The sequence below is a fragment of the Gemmatimonadota bacterium genome (assembly GCA_016720805.1).
Taxonomy (GTDB): Bacteria; Gemmatimonadota; Gemmatimonadetes; order Gemmatimonadales; family GWC2-71-9; genus Palsa-1233.
Map to the genome: position 1 here is coordinate 385,736 of JADKJZ010000001.1, position 15,379 is coordinate 401,114.

Annotated in this window: 15 protein-coding genes; 9 read left to right on the top strand and 6 right to left on the bottom strand. The window is 69.0% G+C overall.

Annotation, left to right across the window (positions count from 1 at the left end; translation table 11 throughout):
• Positions 1-31 precede the first annotated feature (31 nt).
• The gene (locus IPP98_01825; GenBank protein ID MBL0177850.1) at positions 32-1,051 is read left to right on the top strand and encodes a DNA-directed RNA polymerase subunit alpha; all 1,020 of its coding nucleotides are present in this window, start codon (positions 32-34) and stop codon (positions 1,049-1,051) included.
• Positions 1,052-1,054: 3 nt separating this feature from the next.
• The gene (gene rplQ, locus IPP98_01830) at positions 1,055-1,411 is read left to right on the top strand and encodes a 50S ribosomal protein L17 (protein ID MBL0177851.1); all 357 of its coding nucleotides are present in this window, start codon (positions 1,055-1,057) and stop codon (positions 1,409-1,411) included.
• Between the two features lie 138 nt (positions 1,412-1,549).
• Here the strand turns inward: rplQ and IPP98_01835 are convergent, their stop codons facing one another.
• The gene (locus IPP98_01835) at positions 1,550-1,759 is read right to left on the bottom strand and encodes a 50S ribosomal protein L28 (protein MBL0177852.1); all 210 of its coding nucleotides are present in this window, start codon (positions 1,757-1,759) and stop codon (positions 1,550-1,552) included.
• Between the two features lie 95 nt (positions 1,760-1,854).
• On the opposite strand from IPP98_01835, the gene gmd reads away from it, so the two are divergent.
• The 6 genes from gmd to murB are packed head-to-tail and all read left to right on the top strand — an operon-like array spanning position 1,855 to position 7,962.
• The gene (gene gmd, locus IPP98_01840; GenBank protein MBL0177853.1) at positions 1,855-2,817 is read left to right on the top strand and encodes a GDP-mannose 4,6-dehydratase; all 963 of its coding nucleotides are present in this window, start codon (positions 1,855-1,857) and stop codon (positions 2,815-2,817) included.
• Positions 2,814-2,951: an NAD(P)-dependent oxidoreductase gene (locus tag IPP98_01845; protein ID MBL0177854.1), complete on the top strand. Its 138-nt coding sequence runs from the start codon at positions 2,814-2,816 to the stop codon at positions 2,949-2,951. The genes gmd and IPP98_01845 overlap by 4 nt, the downstream gene beginning before the upstream one ends.
• Complete coding sequence (locus IPP98_01850) at positions 2,893-3,420, top strand: SDR family oxidoreductase (protein MBL0177855.1); 528 nt, start codon at positions 2,893-2,895, stop codon at positions 3,418-3,420. The genes IPP98_01845 and IPP98_01850 overlap by 59 nt, the downstream gene beginning before the upstream one ends.
• A 27-nt stretch (positions 3,421-3,447) precedes the next feature.
• The gene (locus IPP98_01855; GenBank protein MBL0177856.1) at positions 3,448-3,753 is read left to right on the top strand and encodes a GDP-mannose 4,6-dehydratase; all 306 of its coding nucleotides are present in this window, start codon (positions 3,448-3,450) and stop codon (positions 3,751-3,753) included.
• Positions 3,737-7,003, top strand: a complete 3,267-nt coding sequence (gene carB / locus IPP98_01860) for a carbamoyl-phosphate synthase large subunit (GenBank protein ID MBL0177857.1) — start codon at positions 3,737-3,739, stop codon at positions 7,001-7,003. The genes IPP98_01855 and carB overlap by 17 nt, the downstream gene beginning before the upstream one ends.
• The gene (murB, locus tag IPP98_01865; protein MBL0177858.1) at positions 7,000-7,962 is read left to right on the top strand and encodes a UDP-N-acetylmuramate dehydrogenase; all 963 of its coding nucleotides are present in this window, start codon (positions 7,000-7,002) and stop codon (positions 7,960-7,962) included. Before carB ends, murB begins: the two co-directional genes overlap by 4 nt.
• A 114-nt stretch (positions 7,963-8,076) precedes the next feature.
• Here murB and IPP98_01870 read toward each other — a convergent pair whose 3' ends face one another.
• Positions 8,077-10,680: a serine/threonine protein kinase gene (locus IPP98_01870; protein ID MBL0177859.1), complete on the bottom strand. Its 2,604-nt coding sequence runs from the start codon at positions 10,678-10,680 to the stop codon at positions 8,077-8,079.
• Entirely contained in the window at positions 10,677-11,207 is a 531-nt protein-coding gene (locus tag IPP98_01875) for a sigma-70 family RNA polymerase sigma factor (protein ID MBL0177860.1), read from the bottom strand. Before IPP98_01875 ends, IPP98_01870 begins: the two co-directional genes overlap by 4 nt.
• 182 nt (positions 11,208-11,389) lie before the next feature.
• Here IPP98_01875 and IPP98_01880 point away from each other — a divergent pair, with 182 nt between their 5' ends.
• The gene (locus IPP98_01880; GenBank protein MBL0177861.1) at positions 11,390-12,283 is read left to right on the top strand and encodes a hypothetical protein; all 894 of its coding nucleotides are present in this window, start codon (positions 11,390-11,392) and stop codon (positions 12,281-12,283) included.
• Between the two features lie 61 nt (positions 12,284-12,344).
• Here the strand turns inward: IPP98_01880 and IPP98_01885 are convergent, their stop codons facing one another.
• From IPP98_01885 to IPP98_01895, 3 genes are all read right to left on the bottom strand, one after another.
• Complete coding sequence (locus IPP98_01885) at positions 12,345-13,046, bottom strand: response regulator transcription factor (protein ID MBL0177862.1); 702 nt, start codon at positions 13,044-13,046, stop codon at positions 12,345-12,347.
• On the bottom strand, positions 13,043-14,653 hold the full coding sequence (locus tag IPP98_01890) for a HAMP domain-containing histidine kinase (protein ID MBL0177863.1): 1,611 nt from the start codon (positions 14,651-14,653) through the stop codon (positions 13,043-13,045). The genes IPP98_01885 and IPP98_01890 overlap by 4 nt, the downstream gene beginning before the upstream one ends.
• Positions 14,654-14,731: 78 nt before the next feature.
• Positions 14,732-15,121, bottom strand: coding sequence for a DoxX family protein (locus tag IPP98_01895; GenBank protein ID MBL0177864.1), 390 nt, complete (start codon positions 15,119-15,121; stop codon positions 14,732-14,734).
• Positions 15,122-15,379: the final 258 nt, after the last annotated feature.

The following is a 15,379-nucleotide window of genomic DNA, read 5'->3' on the forward strand; positions in this document are numbered from 1 at the left end:
GACTGGTTTGGTCCGCCCGCACGTCGTCGAGATGACGAAGCGCGAGGACAACCCGAACGTGGCGGAGTTCCGCCTCCAGCCGCTCGAGCGCGGCTTCGGGCACACGATCGGCAACTCGCTGCGCCGGCTGCTGCTGTCGTCGCTGCGCGGCAGCGCGGTCTGGGGCTTCCGCCTCGACGGCGTGGTCCACGAGCATCAGACGGTGCAGGGTGTCCTGGAAGACGTGCACCAGATCGTGCAGCGCCTCAAGGCGCTCACCCTGGTCCTCGATCCGTCCGTCGACGAGTCGATCCTGCGCATCGTCGCGCAGGGCCCCGGCCCGGTCTACGCCCGCGACATCCAGTCGACCGGCCACGCGACGATCCACCACCCGGATCAGCTGCTCTTCACGGTGCAGGAAGATCGCGAGATCAACTGCGAGCTCTACGTGAACAAGGGCCGCGGCTACGTCGAGTCCGAGATGCACCCGACCGATCGCTCGTTCCCGGTCGACCTCGTCCGCATCGACGCGATCTACAACCCGGTCCGTCGTGCCAACTTCACCGTCGCGGAAACCCGCGTCGGGCAGCGCACCGACTACGATCGCTTGACCCTCTCGGTCGAGACCAACGGCACCATCTCCCCGGAAGACGCGCTGGCCTACGCCGCCGCCCTCGCCCAGGAGCATTTCCGCTACTTCGTCGAGTTCGGCAAGGTGCCGGTGCACATCGCGCCGGCGTCGGATACTCCGGCCCCGGTCAGCTCGCCGGCGCCGACCGGTCTTGCCGCCTCGCTGGCGCGCTCGATCGATGACCTCGGCCTCTCGGTCCGGTCGCTCAACTCGCTCAAGAATTCCTCGATCCGCACCCTCAAGGAGCTGGTCGAGCAGACGCCGAAGACCCTGGACGATGTGAAGAACATCGGCGACAAGGCGATCCACGAGATCGCCGAAATGTTGCAGAAGGAAGGGCTCAAGTTCGGCATGAAGTTCGACGAGGTCGACGGCGACCTCCGGATCACCGATCACGGTTCGCTCCCGGCCATTCCGGCCGCCAGCGGCGAGGAAGCGTAAGCAATGCGGCACAACACGAAGGGACGGGCGCTGTCGCGGACGTCCAGCCACAAGCGGGCGATGATGCGCAACATGGCGGCCTCCCTGTTCGAGCACGAGGGCATCACCACCACCGTTGCCAAGGCGAAGGAGATCCGGCCGTACGCCGAGAAGCTCATCACCCTGGCGCGCCGTGGCGACCTCCACGCCATCCGGCAGGTCGAGCAGAAGATCCCGAACAAGACGCTGCTCACCAAGCTGTTCAAGGAAATCGGTCCGCGCTTCGCGGCGCGTCCGGGCGGCTACACCCGCATCCTCAAGCTCGGGCATCGCCCCGGCGACGGCGCCGAGATGGCGCGGATCGAGCTCGTCGGCGAGTGATGGCTCCGTGTTCTGCTCCGGCCGTTGGACAGAAGGGGACCCTCGGGTCCCCTTTTTCCGTCCGCGGCCGTCCGGACAAGCCAAACGGGTGGCACCCGTGAAGGGCGCCACCCGTTGATCACTCCGGGAGCAGAACGGTCAGGCCGCGACAGCGACCTTGGTGGCCTTGGCCACCTTCCCGCTCTTCATGCACTTGGTACAGACCTTCACCCGGCGCGGCGAACCGTCCACCAGGACGCGGACCGTCTGGAGGTTCGGGTACCAGCGGCGCTTCCGCCGGTTGTTCGCATGGCTGACATGGTTGCCGGTAGTCGGCCCCTTGTCGCAGATGGTGCAGACGCGCGCCATGATATCCTCGTTTGCGGCGGTCCAGAAAGACGGAACTCCAATAGCCCCCAAATCTATGGGATGGGGGCCGGTCTGACAACTCCCCGGAGCACACAATGCCAAAGGCCCTGATTACGGGCATCACTGGCCAGGATGGGTCCTACCTGGCCGAGTTCCTTCTGGCCAAGGGGTACGAGGTCTTTGGGGTGGTCCGGCGGACCTCCCATCACTCGTACGAGCGGATCGACCACCTGATCCCGCGGGTCCAGATCGTGGCAGCCGACCTCCTCGATCAGCACTCGTTGACGATGGTCATGCAAGAGGTCCAGCCGGACGAGGTGTACAACCTCGCGGCCCAGTCGTTCGTGCCGACCTCGTTCACGCAGCCCGTGCTCACCGGCGAGTTCACGGCCCTCGGCGTGACCCGCATCCTCGAGGCGGTGCGCCTCGCCGCGCCGAAGGCACGCTTCTATCAGGCGTCGTCGTCGGAAATGTTCGGCAAGGTGCAGGAGACGCCGCAGCACGAGGCAACGCCGTTCTATCCGCGCTCGCCCTACGGCGTGGCCAAGCTCTACGGCCACTGGATCACGGTGAACTACCGCGAGTCGTACGGCCTGTATGCGGTGAGCGGGATTCTCTTCAATCACGAATCACCGCGGCGTGGCATCGAGTTCGTCACGCGCAAGGTGACGGATGGCGTGGCGCGCATCGCGCTCGGCCTCGCGACCGAACTCAAGATGGGGAACCTCGAGGCGCGTCGCGACTGGGGCTATGCCGGCGACTACGTCGACGCGATGTGGCGGATGCTGCAGCTGGACCAGCCCGCCGACTTCGTGATCGGCACGGGCCAGACGCATTCGGTGGAAGACCTGGTGCGCGTGGCGTTCGAGCGCGTCGGGCTCGATTGGCGAAAGTACGTCACCATCGATCCGCGCTTCTATCGCCCGGCGGAAGTGGACCTGCTGCTCGCCGATCCCCGCAAGGCCAAGGACGAGCTCGGCTGGTCGCCCACCGTCTCCTTCGAGGGATTGATTCACATGATGGTCGACGCCGACCTCGCGCGGCTGCGCCCGGCGTGAGCCGTCTGCTGGTGACCGGCGCCGACGGCTTCGTCGGCCGATGGTTGGTGCGCGCGGCGCGTGCCAGCGGGCATCATGTCATCGCCGCCATCGCGCCCGAATCGCCGGATCCGGCCACGTGGCTCCGGCGATGAGCTGGCGGGCTGCGAGGCGGTCCGTGCGGACCTGCGCGACCCGGCCGGGCATCGCGGCGCTCGCTGCCACCGCGCCGAGGCGGTGATCCACCTCGCCGCGATGGCCTCGGCGCGGCTGCGCGCCGTGATCCGGCCGCCGCCATGCGCGTCAGCATGCCGGGCGACCGCCGCCCTCGCCGACGGGCTCGTACACGCGGGGCGCCCGACCTTTCTCCTCGTCTCGACGGGCGAGGTGTACGGTCGCGACCACAGCGGGCCGATCCCCGAGACGGCGTCGCTGGCCCCATGCTCTCCCTATGCGGCGAGCAAGGTCGGCGCCGAGGTCGCGGTGCTCGAAGTGCGCCGCCGCACCGGCCTGCCGGTGGTGATTGCCCGCCCTTTCCCGCACACCGGTCCGGGGCAGGCCCCGATCTACGTGCTGCCGGCGCTGGCGGCGCGCCTCCGCGGGCAAAGCGGGCGGCGCCAGTGAAGATCCCGGTGGGCAACCTCATGTCCCGTGCGCGACCTCCTCGATGTGCGCGACGTCGTCACGGCCTATCTTGCGCTGTTGGCGAAGGGTGTGCCCGGTGAGGCCTACAACGTGGCCAGCGGGACCGGTCACCGACTGACCGAGTGTTTCGAGATGCTCGCCCGACTCGCCGGCACCACGGCGCGTCCGGTGCAGGACGCTGCGCTGTTGCGCGCGGCCGATTTGCCGATCCTGATCGGGGACCCGACCCGGCTGCGCACCACGACCGGCTGGGCTCCCCAGATTTCCCTTGACCGCACCTTGCAGGACCTCGTACATGCCCAAGCGGACTGATATCTCCTCGATCCTCCTCCTTGGCTCCGGCCCGATCGTCATCGGGCAGGGCGCCGAGTTCGACTACTCCGGTACCCAGGCGGTGCGCGCGCTGAAGGAGGAGGGCTACCGGGTCATCCTGGTGAACTCGAATCCGGCGACGATCATGACCGACCCGGAACTCGCCGACGCCACCTACATCGAGCCGGTGACCCCCGAGTGGGTCGCCAAGGTGATCGAGCGCGAGCGCCCCGATGCGCTGCTGCCGACGATGGGCGGACAGACCGCGCTCAACGTCGCGATGGCGCTGGTGAAGGACGGCACGCTCGAGAAGTACGGCGTCGAGCTGATCGGCGCCAACGAGCGCGCCATCCGCGTCGCCGAGGATCGCTCGGAGTTTGCCGACGCGATGGTGCGGATCGGCCTCGCCACGCCGCGCGGCAACGTCGTGCGCACGCTGGAGGAAGGCCTCGCCGCGGTCGAGCAGACCGGCTACCCCGCCATCCTGCGCCCCTCCTTCACGCTCGGTGGCACCGGTGGCGGCATCGCCTACAACCGCGACGAGTTCGTCACGATGCTGGCCCGCGGCCTTGAACTCTCGCCGGTCACCTCGGTGCTGGTCGAGCGCAGCATCATCGGCTGGAAGGAGTACGAGCTCGAGGTGATGCGCGACGGCGCCGACAACGTCGTGATCGTCTGCTCGATCGAGAACCTCGATCCGATGGGCGTGCACACCGGCGACTCGATCACCTGCGCCCCCGCGATGACGCTGACCGACCGCGAGTATCAGGCGATGCGCGACGCCTCGATCAAGATCATCCGCGAGGTCGGCGTCGCCGCCGGCGGCTGCAACATCCAGTTCGCGGTGAACCCCGCCGACGGCGAGCAGTTGGTGATCGAGATGAATCCGCGCGTGTCGCGCTCCTCGGCGCTCGCCTCGAAGGCGACCGGCTTCCCGATCGCCCGCATCGGCGCGAAGGTCGCCGTCGGCTACACGCTCGACGAGTTGCCGAACGACATCACCAAGGTCACGCCGGCGTCGTTCGAGCCGGTGCTCGACTACGTCGTCGTCAAGATCCCGCGCTTCGCCTTCGAGAAGTTCCCGGCCGCCGAGCCGACGCTCACCACGCAGATGAAGTCGGTCGGCGAGGCGATGGCGATCGGCCGCACCTTCAAGGAGGCGCTGCAGAAGGGCTTCCGCGGCCTCGAGACGGGGCGCGCCGGCTGGGTCATCGGTGCCGGTCCGGTCGACGACCGCCTCGACGCCATCGACCGCGAGACGCTGCTCGCCGCGATCCGCCGGCCGACGCCGGAGCGGCTCTTCCAGGTCAAGCGCGCCCTCATCGCGAAGGTGTCGGTCGAGGACCTGCACGAGGCCTCGGGGATCGACCCCTGGTTCCTGCACCAGCTCGCCGAGCTGGTGGCGATGGAAGACGAGTGGATCGCGCACCCGTATGGTGCCAACGATGAGGCCGACCGCGCCATCATCCTGCGGATGAAGCGCGCCGGCTTCTCCGACTGGCAGCTCGCCGACCTCAAGTCGCTGGTCGAGGCCGACATCCGCACCACGCGGCATCGGCTCGGCCTCCGCCCGGTGTACAAGACGGTCGACACCTGCGCCGGCGAGTTCCCGTCGAGCACGCCCTATCTCTACTCCTGCTGGGACGAGGAGAACGAGGGTGGCCCGCGCCCCGACGAGACGCGCAAGACGGTGATCATCCTGGGCTCGGGCCCGAACCGCATCGGCCAGGGCGTCGAGTTCGACTACTGCTGCGTCCGGGCGACGCTCGCCTTCCGCGAGCTCGGCTATCGCACCGTGATGGTCAACTCGAACCCCGAGACCGTCTCCACTGACTTCGACATCTCGGACGCACTCTACTTCGAGCCGCTGACGCTCGAGGACGTGCTGGAGATCGTCCACCTGGAGAAGCCGCTGGGCGTCGTGGTGCAGCTCGGCGGCCAGACGCCGCTCAAGCTCGCCAAGGGGCTCGAGGCCGCCGGGGTGCCGATCCTCGGCACGTCGCCCGACGCCATCGATGCCGCCGAGGACCGCCAACGCTTCGAGGCGCTGGTGAACACCCTTGGCGTGCGCCAGCCGCCGGCCGGGACGGCGCGGACGATCGAGACCGCGCTGGAAGTGGCGGAGCGGATCGGCTATCCGGTGCTGGTCCGGCCGAGCTACGTCCTCGGCGGCCGGGCGATGCGAATCATCTACGACGCGCCCGAGCTGCGCGGCTTCTTCGACGAGGCGGCAGCGGTCGCCCCCGGCCATCCGGTGCTGATCGACTCCTTCCTCGAGGACGCCTTCGAGGCCGACGTCGACGCCATCTGCGACGGCGAGTCGGTGATCATCGGCGGCGTGATGCAGCACATCGAAGAGGCCGGGATTCACTCCGGCGACTCGGCCTGCGTGATGCCGCCGTACCTGATCACCGAGGAGCAGGTCGAGCAGATGCGGGCCCACACCCGGGCATTCGCGCTGGCGCTCGGGGTGGTCGGGCTGATCAACGTGCAGTACGCCGTCAAGAATGGCGTGGTCTACGTGATCGAGGTCAACCCGCGCGCCTCGCGCACCATCCCGTTCGTCTCGAAGACCACCGGCGTCCCGCTGGCGTCGCTCGCGGCGGCGGTCATGATCGGGAAGAAGCTGGCGGACCTCGGCCTCCGCGACGATCCGCTGCAGCCGTATGTGGCGGTCAAGGAAGCGGTCTTCCCGTTCACCAAGTTCGCGGGTGTCGATGTCCGCCTCGGTCCCGAGATGAAGTCGACCGGCGAAGTCATGGGGATCGCCGACTCCTTCGGGATGGCGTTCGCCAAGGCGCAGGCCTCGGCCGATGGCGCGTTGCCGCTCAGCGGGACCGTCTTCGTGACGGTGAACGACCACGACAAGGGCTCGGTGGTGCCGATCGCCAGGCGCTTCCACGAGCTCGGCTTCCGGGTGCTCGCGACGACGGGCACCGCCAAGTACCTGCGGGCCCGCGGCGTCCCGGCAGAACGCGTGTTGAAGGTGTACGAGGGACGGCCGAACGCGATCGACCTGATGGTGTCCGGGGAGATTCAGCTGCTGGTCAACACGCCGCTCGGCAAGTTGACGCAGATGGACGACCACTCGATGCGGCGCGCAGCGCTGCAGCACCACGTCCCGTACACCACGACGCTCTCCGCGGCCTCGGCGGCCGTCGACGCGATCATCGCGATGAAGAGCCGTCCGCTCGAGGTGCGCTCGCTGCAGGAGTGGCATCGCTTGGCTCGCGAGGCGACACCGGCGTGACCACGGCGCGCGATCCCGGCTTTGCGGCCGCGTTGCGCGCGCGCGTGCAGGGTGACCTGCGCGAGGGCGAACCACTCTCGCGTTGGTCCACCTATCGCATCGGTGGCCCGGCCACCGTGCTGATGCCGGCCAATGCCGAAGATGTCGCCATCGCGGTCCGGATGGCGGCGGAGGCCGGCGTGTCCTGGTTCGCCCTCGGCCTCGGCTCCAACCTCCTCTTTCCCGACGCCGGCCTCGACGCGCTGGTGATCCGGATGGGGAAGGGCCTCGATGCACTCCGCCAGGAGGGCGATCGCTGGACGCTGGGGGCCGGGCTCCCTGCGCCGCTTGCCGCCAAGCGGACCGCGGCGGCGGGGTGGGCCGGGATCCACAAGATGGTCGGCGTGCCAGGGAGTGTCGGCGGCGGGATCGTGATGAACGCCGGCTGCCACGGCGCGGAGTGGCGCGATACCGTCGTCTCGGTGCTGGTGATGGACGCGTCGGGGCACGACCGCGTCGTCGCGGCAGCCGAGGCCGGCTTCTCGTATCGGCGCAGCCAGCTCGGTCACGTGGTCGTGCTCGAGACCACGTGCGCGCTCTCGGCCGCGGACCCGGTGCATCTCGAGGCCGAGACGGAGGAACTCTACAAGTGGCGCCGCGAGGGGACCCCGTTCAACCAGCCCTGCTGCGGCTCGGTCTTCCAGAATCCGGTGCTGCCGGCCGATTGGGCAGAAGGCAACCCGCGCACCAGCGGGCAGTGCATTGACGCGACGGGGCTCAAGGGACTCCGTGTCGGCGGCGTGGAAGTCTCCCCGATGCACGCGAACTATTTCGTCAACACCGGCGACGGCACCGCCGCCGATGTGATCGCGCTGATGCAGCAGGTACGGCATCGGGTGAGGGAACGGTGGAGCGTGGAGTTGGTGCCGGAGGTGAAGCTTATCGGCACGCAGGGCGACGTGATCACGCTCGGTCGTTAGCCGTTAGTCGTTGGTCATTAGAAAGGTCCTTCGACTTCGCCCGCTTCGCGGGCTTCGCTCAGGATGACAACCCACCCTTCTAACGACTAACGACTAACGACTAACGACCAATGACTATTCCTTCCCCACCGTATCCGCCCTCACCCGTTCCGCCTCCCCCTTCCTCCCCAACGCTTCATACTCCGCCGCCATATCCGTCCGCGCCGCCTTCAGGTACGACACCGACGGCTCCGCTTGCGTGACCAGGATGTCGAACCCCGCCTTCGTTTCGTCCAGCGCCTCCGCATATCGCTTCTGCCGTAGCATTGAGCGACCGAGCTTGAGCCGGGCGATCGCGGTGTTGACGTGGGTGCCCCCCTGCGAGGCGGTGAAGATCCGCTTCGCCTCGCGGAAGAGGGCTTCGGCGGCGCGATAGTCCTCGCGGCCGTTGGCGACGGCGCCGAGGTTCGAGATGGCAATGCCGGTGCGCCAGTCATCGGGGCCGTGGACCTGTTGGTAGATGGCGCGGACGCGCTGGTAGGAAGCCTCGGCCTCGTCGAAGTGCTTGGCAGCGAGATCCAGCGACGCCAGCTCGTTGAGGGCCGATGCCACGCGCGGGTGATTCGGACCTGCCGTTCGCTGCTGGATGGCGAGGGCCTCGCTGAGCAGCGCACGTGCTTCGTCGGGACGCTCGAGGCGGCTCACCGCGCGCCCGACCTGCGTGATCGCCGACGCCGTCGTGGGATTGTCGGTGCCGTACCAGGCGCGAATGATGTCGAGTGCCTGGCGCTGTTCCTGTTCGGAGAGGGCGTAGTCGCCGCGCTGGAAGGCGCTGGCGCCAAGGTTGGTGTGGATCTCCGCCACCGAAGGATGGCGCGGGCCACGGGTGGCGAGGAGCAAGGGGAGCGCCTCGCGATGCAGCGAGTCGGCGCGCGCGTATTCGCCGGCATAGAAGTAGGTCGCGGCGAGGTGCACCATCGCCGTCGCACGCAGCAGCGGGTCGGCCGTCCGGCGGGCCAGCAGCACCGAGTCCTGGATCGCCCGGGCGGCCTTGTATTCGCCACGCTCCTGCAAGACCGCGCCGAGCGCGGCCATCGCCTCGACAATCGCGGGGTCGCCAGCGGGATAGGTTGTGCGCGCCATGGTGAGGCCTGCGCGCACCAGCGACTCAGCCGGCGCGAGCTGCGCCTGGTCGACGCGCAGGAGGCCCAGGGCCACCAGCCCGGCGGCGACGTCGCGATGGACCGGGCCGTGCAAGGCGCGTTGCCGCGCCAGGGCTCGGGTCAGCAGCGTGTCGGCTCGGTCGTAGTCACCGAGGTGCTGGTGGATCGTGCCCAGCGTCGCAAACAGCTCGGCCTGGCCCTCGGGGTCCCGATCGAGCACCGCGGCTTCCTGTTCGCCGCGCTCGAGCAAGCCGCGAACCGACAGCGAGTCGGCGGGGCCGGCATCGTCACCGCCCCCAGAGAACAGCCCCATCGTGAAGCGTTGAATCCGTTCGGCCCGGCGCGCCTCGAGTTGCGCCGCGTCGCGGGCGTCGGCCAGACGGATCGTGTAGTAGGTCACCAATCCGATCGCGGCGATCACCACCGTGGTGGCGGCCGTGACCTCGCGCCACCGACGGCGCAGCAACTTGCCAGTCCGATACCGCCACCGCGCGGGATGGGCTTCGAGCGGCTCACCGGCGAGGAAGTGGTCGATGTCTCGCGCGAATGCCTCGACCGTTCCGTAGCGCAGCGCCGGGTCGCGCTGGATTGCGGTCAACGTGAGGATGTCGAGGTCGCGCCAGGTCGCGTCGTTGCCCGTCCGGCGGCCGTGCCGTGCAGCGGCGAGTGAGGGACGGACCGGGGGTTCGGTCAGGCGACGCGCGACGGCATCGGGGCCCCCGAACGGGCGCTGTCCGGCGAGCAACTCGTAGAGGATCACCCCGAGCGCATGGACGTCGGTCTGCGCGCTGACGATCCCTTCGGCGAGCTGCTCCGGGGCAGCGTACGCCGGGGTCAGCATCCCGGCGCCGGTCTGCGTCTGCACCGGGTCTTCGGTGTCCTCAAGGTGCTTGGCGATACCGAAGTCGAGCAGGGCGACGCGCCCATCGGCGCCGACGAGGATATTGGACGGCTTCAAGTCGCGATGGATGACGGCTCGCGCGTGGGCATACTGCACTGCCTCGCACGCGGCCCGCAACAGCCGGAGCCGCTCGGTGATCGTCAGTTGGCGGCGCTCGCAGTAGTCCGTCAGATGCTCGCCCTCGACGTACTCCATCACGAACCACGGCGTCCCATCCTCGAGCGCGCCGGCGTCGTGCAGCTGCGCGATCCCCGGGTGCACCAGGCGCGCCAGCGTCCGCTGCTCCCTTCGAAAGCGCGCGCGACGTGCGGGCGAGAGCCAGGCATCGCGGAGGATCTTCAGCGCGGCCTCGGTCCCGAGATCGTCGCGGGCGACGAGATAGACGATCCCCATCCCGCCCTCGCCGAGTTGGCGCACGATGCGGTAGGGCCCGAACGCGCCGTCGGCGGGAGCAGCGGGCGCCGCGAGCAGGTCGGCCGCCATCGCGCCGATGCGGACGCCGAGCAGGTCGCCGTCGGCCGCATCGGCGACCAGCATCGCCCGGACGCGGCTCACCACCTCGGGGTCGTCGCCGGCCCAGGTGTGCAGCATTGCCTCGCGTTGGTCGGCAGGCAGCTCGAGGGCCCGATGGAAGAGGGCCATGGCGCGGGCGTGGCGTGCAGCCGGTGAGGTCATGCGGGGGTGGCGCCGAGTTCGGTGGCGAGCCACGCCCGCGCCGCGCGCCAGTCGCGCAAGACCGTGGCCTCGGAAATGGTCAGCAGTTCGGCGATTTCCTCGACGCTGAGTCCGCCGAAGTAGCGTGCCTCCACCACGGCCGCCTGGCGCGGCGACAACTTGGCGAGGTCGGCGAGCGACGCATCGAGCGCGAGCAGACTGCCGGCGGTGCCGAGGTGGTTGGTCAGCTCCTCGTCAAAGGTCACCAGGATGGCATCGGGACCGCCGCGCTTCACGGCGTGCCGTTGGCGCGCCGCCTCGACCAGCACCTGACGCATTGCCCGGGCGGCAATCCGGCGGAAGTGCAGCGCGGAGGTGACTTCGAAGCCGGGTGAGCGGGCGAGCTTGGCCCACGCCTCGTGTACCAGCGCGGTGGGGTTGAGCGTGGCGGTCGGATGGTCGCGGCGCACCTGCGCCGCCAGCGCGCGCAGTTCGGCGTAGGCGGCAGTGAAGAGGACGTCGAGGGTGTCGCGATCGACTCGGGACATGCAGGGGCGTCCTCAAGGGGGAGGCGCTGGGGCAAAGGTCGGATGGACTGGGGGGCGGTGGCCTTCCGAATCTACCGCCTGCCGGCAGGGCGGGGGAGAGGCGGCGGGCGGATCGTGACGGATTCACGGGGGCTTTGGCGCAAAGGAGAGTAAGCCCGAGCTTTTCCCCAATGGAGGTCCCCATGTGCCGTCTCGTTCTCTCGCTCTCCCTGGCCATCCTCACCGCCTGTGGCGGCGGCTCGCCCACCGGCCCTGGCGGGGGCGGCAACGGGACCGACAAGGTCACCGCCTCGATCGACGGGCAGGCCTTCACCGGCGCCACCATCCAGGCCAATCCGGTCTCGACCGTCCCCGGCAGCCTCGCGTTCCAGGCCACCCAGGTGGTCGGGGGCGCCGCGCGGAGCATCGCGATGTACCTCGCGTTCATCCCGGGGCCGGGCACCTATCCGCTCGGGATGAATATCGGCACCTCGCCCGGCGGCACGGTCACGCTCGTCAACGGCGTGAACGGCTTCACGACGCCGCTCTCCGGTGCGGCCGGCAGCGTCACCATCACCTCGCTCACCGCGACACGTGTGGCCGGCACCTTCACCTTCACGGCGACCGCAACGCTCGGCACGGCGACCACGACCGTGACCAATGGTGTCTTCGACGTGCCGTTGTCCACCGGTTACGTCGTGCCAACAGCCGACCTCGCGGGCAGCACCATGACCGCGACGATCAACGGGACGCCGCAGGTGAGTGCGACGCTGAGCGGCATTGGCGGTGGCGCGACGACACGCGTCGTGGGTGGGATGAATCTGGAGTATTCGATCAGTATCACGGTCGGCCCGATCACCACGCCAGGCTCGGGCGCACTCACCGGCTTCACGGTGCCGACCCGACGGGTCACGATCACCCGGGTGGGGACCGCGCAGTCATGGGGTGGAGTGGGCAACGACAACGGGACGCTCAATATCACCACGCTGACGCCAACCCGCATCGCCGGCACCTTCTCGGGGACGCTGGCTCCGAATGCGCAAACGACCGGGACGCTGACGATCACCAATGGCGCGTTCAACGTGCGGACGCCGTAGGCGGGGATCGATGATCGATGATCGATGATCGATCATCGATGGACGATCATCGATCATCGAATCAGTCCGTCTTCACCCGATACCCCGTCTTCCGCACCGTCAGGATGTGCACCGGATTGGCGGGGTCCGCTTCGAGCTTCCGGCGCAACTCGAGGATGTGGACGTCGACGGTGCGCGAGACGATGTCGGGCTCGTACTGCCACACGGCGTCGAGCAACTCGGCACGGGTGGCCACACGCCCTTCCCGCCGCAGCAGCGCGACCAGCAGGTCGTACTCGCGGGGGCGCAGCGCGACCGCCTCGCCGTCGCGCAGCACCACGTGCGTCCCGGTGTCGACGCTCACGGTGCCGAACTGCCACCGTTCGCTCGCTGCCCTCGGCTCGCTGGGGTGCACTGGGCGGCGTCGGAGCATCGCGTTGACCCGGGCCAGCAGTTCTGGCAGCGAGAAGGGCTTGATCACGTAGTCGTCGGCGCCGAGGCGGAAGCCGCGCAACCGATCGGTTTCCGCGGCGCGAGCCGACAACACCAGCACGGCGACGTCGTGCCCCTCTTCGCGCAGGGTGCGCAGCACGGTGAAGCCATCCATGTGCGGCAGCATCAGGTCGAGCAGAATCAACTCGGGATCCCACCGGCGCGCCTGCGACAATCCTTCCAGCCCATTGGTCGCGATCCGAACCTCGTGCCCGTCATGGGTCAGGTTGAGCCGCAGCCCTTCGGCCAGTCCCGGATTGTCTTCGACCACCAGAATTCTGCGCATCGTCATTCTCCTGCTATCAGGGGGAGCGTGACCCGGAAGCACGCACCGTGTGGAGCAACCTCCTCGATCTGGACCGAGCCGTGGTGCAGCAGGACCAGTTGGCGGACGACGGCGAGCCCGATGCCGCTGCCGCTCCCCTCGCCGCGTTCGAAGGGCTCCCAGATCCGCTCCCGGTCCTGCGGCGGGATGCCGGGCCCCTGATCCGCCACGGCGAATTCGAGCACGGTTGTGTCATGCCGGGAGCTGACGTGGACGGTGCCGCCGCTGCCGCCGTGTCGGATCGCGTTGTCGAGCAGATTGATCAGGATGCGGCGCACCGCGTCCCCGTCGAGCGTTGCCATCGGCCCCGGCGTGATGGTCGTCTCGAGGACGATCCGATGCGCGCGGGCGAGGGGCTCGAAGAGCGCGGCGACTTCCCGCACCAGGCGGTCGACATCCTCCGGGCGCGGCGAGAGGCGGTGCGCCGGGCGCCCCACGCGCGACAGCGCGAGCACGTTCTCGACCATCTGCCCCAGGTGACGGGTCTCGCGCACGATCGTGTCAAGCGCGCCGCGTTGGGCTGCCTCGCCGCCCGCTCGCTCCAGGAGCAGGGTCTCGGCGAACAGCTGGATGTTGGCCAGCGGCGTGCGCAGCTCGTGCGACATGCTCGAAGTGAATTCCTCGCGCAGTCGGCTGAGCGCGACGGCGCGCCAGGCCGTGACCGCGGCGGCGCTCACCAGGAGCAGGGCCAGCGCAACGGCCATGGCGACGCGCGCGCCGGGCAGCGGTGGATACCCGCCCGGCATCAGCACCGGCACGGCGCTCGGCAGAATGGCGTAGGTGATGCGCGCCATCAGCGGTCCGAGCACCATCCGGTCACTCTTCCAATCCCCGTTGGCCACATTGCCCGACTCGAGCAGCACCTCGCCGTGATCCCCGAACACCCGGACCGCGATCGGCTGCGAGTTGCTGTCGGTCGGCGCCATCTGCAGCGAATCGCGCAGCCGCATGAAGGCGTTCAGTGTCGGGGTGATTGGCAGGCGGAGCACCTTCTCGCGAAAGCGGGTGAGCGGGATCTCGAGACCGACCCAGCGCTTGCCGCCACGCTCGCGTTCGACAAAGGCAATCGACGTATCCGCGCCGCGCGCGATGACGGTGCCGAAATACGTGGCATCCTTGGCGCGCGGCTTGCCGAGGCGGGTGCGCAGGGAGGTGGCGAGGATCGCATCGGCGGTGTCACCCGCGGAGGTGGCGATCGCCGAGACGCTGTCGAAGACGAAGTAACGATGCGGGGCCAGTTCGAGCACGTAGGGCGAGAACGCCTCGGCGCCGGTCAGCGTGGCGATCGAGTCCGAGGTCAGTTGTCCCTTCGCCACCAGGGCCCGTTGCGCGCCGCGCAGCAGCGTGCGCAGATCGATGAAGGTCCGGCTCTGGACACTGCCCGCATAGGAATCGGCGAGGTAGGCGGCGTGGTCGCGGAGGGTCTCATCGGCGGTGGCGCGGTGGCGCATCATCGTCGTCCAGAGGAACCACGCCCCCCAGCCGACGATCAGGACGGCCAGCAACGAGGCGCCGCCGACCAGAAATTCAGGACGGCGGCGCCAGTCGCGGAGCGAGCGGGGAGGGAAAGGCATCGCGTCAAAGGTACTGCCCCTGGCCGTTCCCCGGGGTCGGCCTGACAAGGCTCTGACCGGCCTCCGGGGCGGGTGGGGTCACGCGGTGTCGTGGCGTGGCGGAGCCTCGGCGGCGACGGCGAGGAGGACCGCGATCAACAGCACGCTGTACTCCATGCCGTTGCGCCCCCCACCCACGACGAACCACCCTTCCGTCGCGTGAATCAGGACGATGCCGATCAAGAGTTCCGCCACGAAGAGCAGTGAGACCACGCGTCGTCGCCAGCCGAACCAGAGGGCCACGGCCCCGGCGAGTTCGGCGCCGGTGATCGCGGCGGCCAGCAGCTCACCCGCGGGGAGGTGGAGCGAGGTCAGCCAGCTGCCGAAGCCGCGCACGCGCTCGGGCAACGCTGCGCGGTAGGCACCGTGCACTGCCATGAGACAGGCCACCACTCGGCGCAGCATGGCCAGCACCGTCGTGGCAGGCATGGAGACTCCGGTTGGAAAGGGGGCATTGCTGCTGCGGCGATGACGCCGCCCGCTGAGGGCGGCGTCCGGCCGCCGGAACCACCGAAGGAGCGGCAACCCCTGGGGAGTGGAACCGACGACCGGAATTCATGCACGCACATGGAGGTCAGGCTGCGTGGCCCTCACCTCCGCAATCACAATCGCTCCGCGGAGGAATCGGGAACAGGGGGGTCGTGTAAGGGGACGGTATGCAACTGGTTCGGGCACCGCTGACGTCCT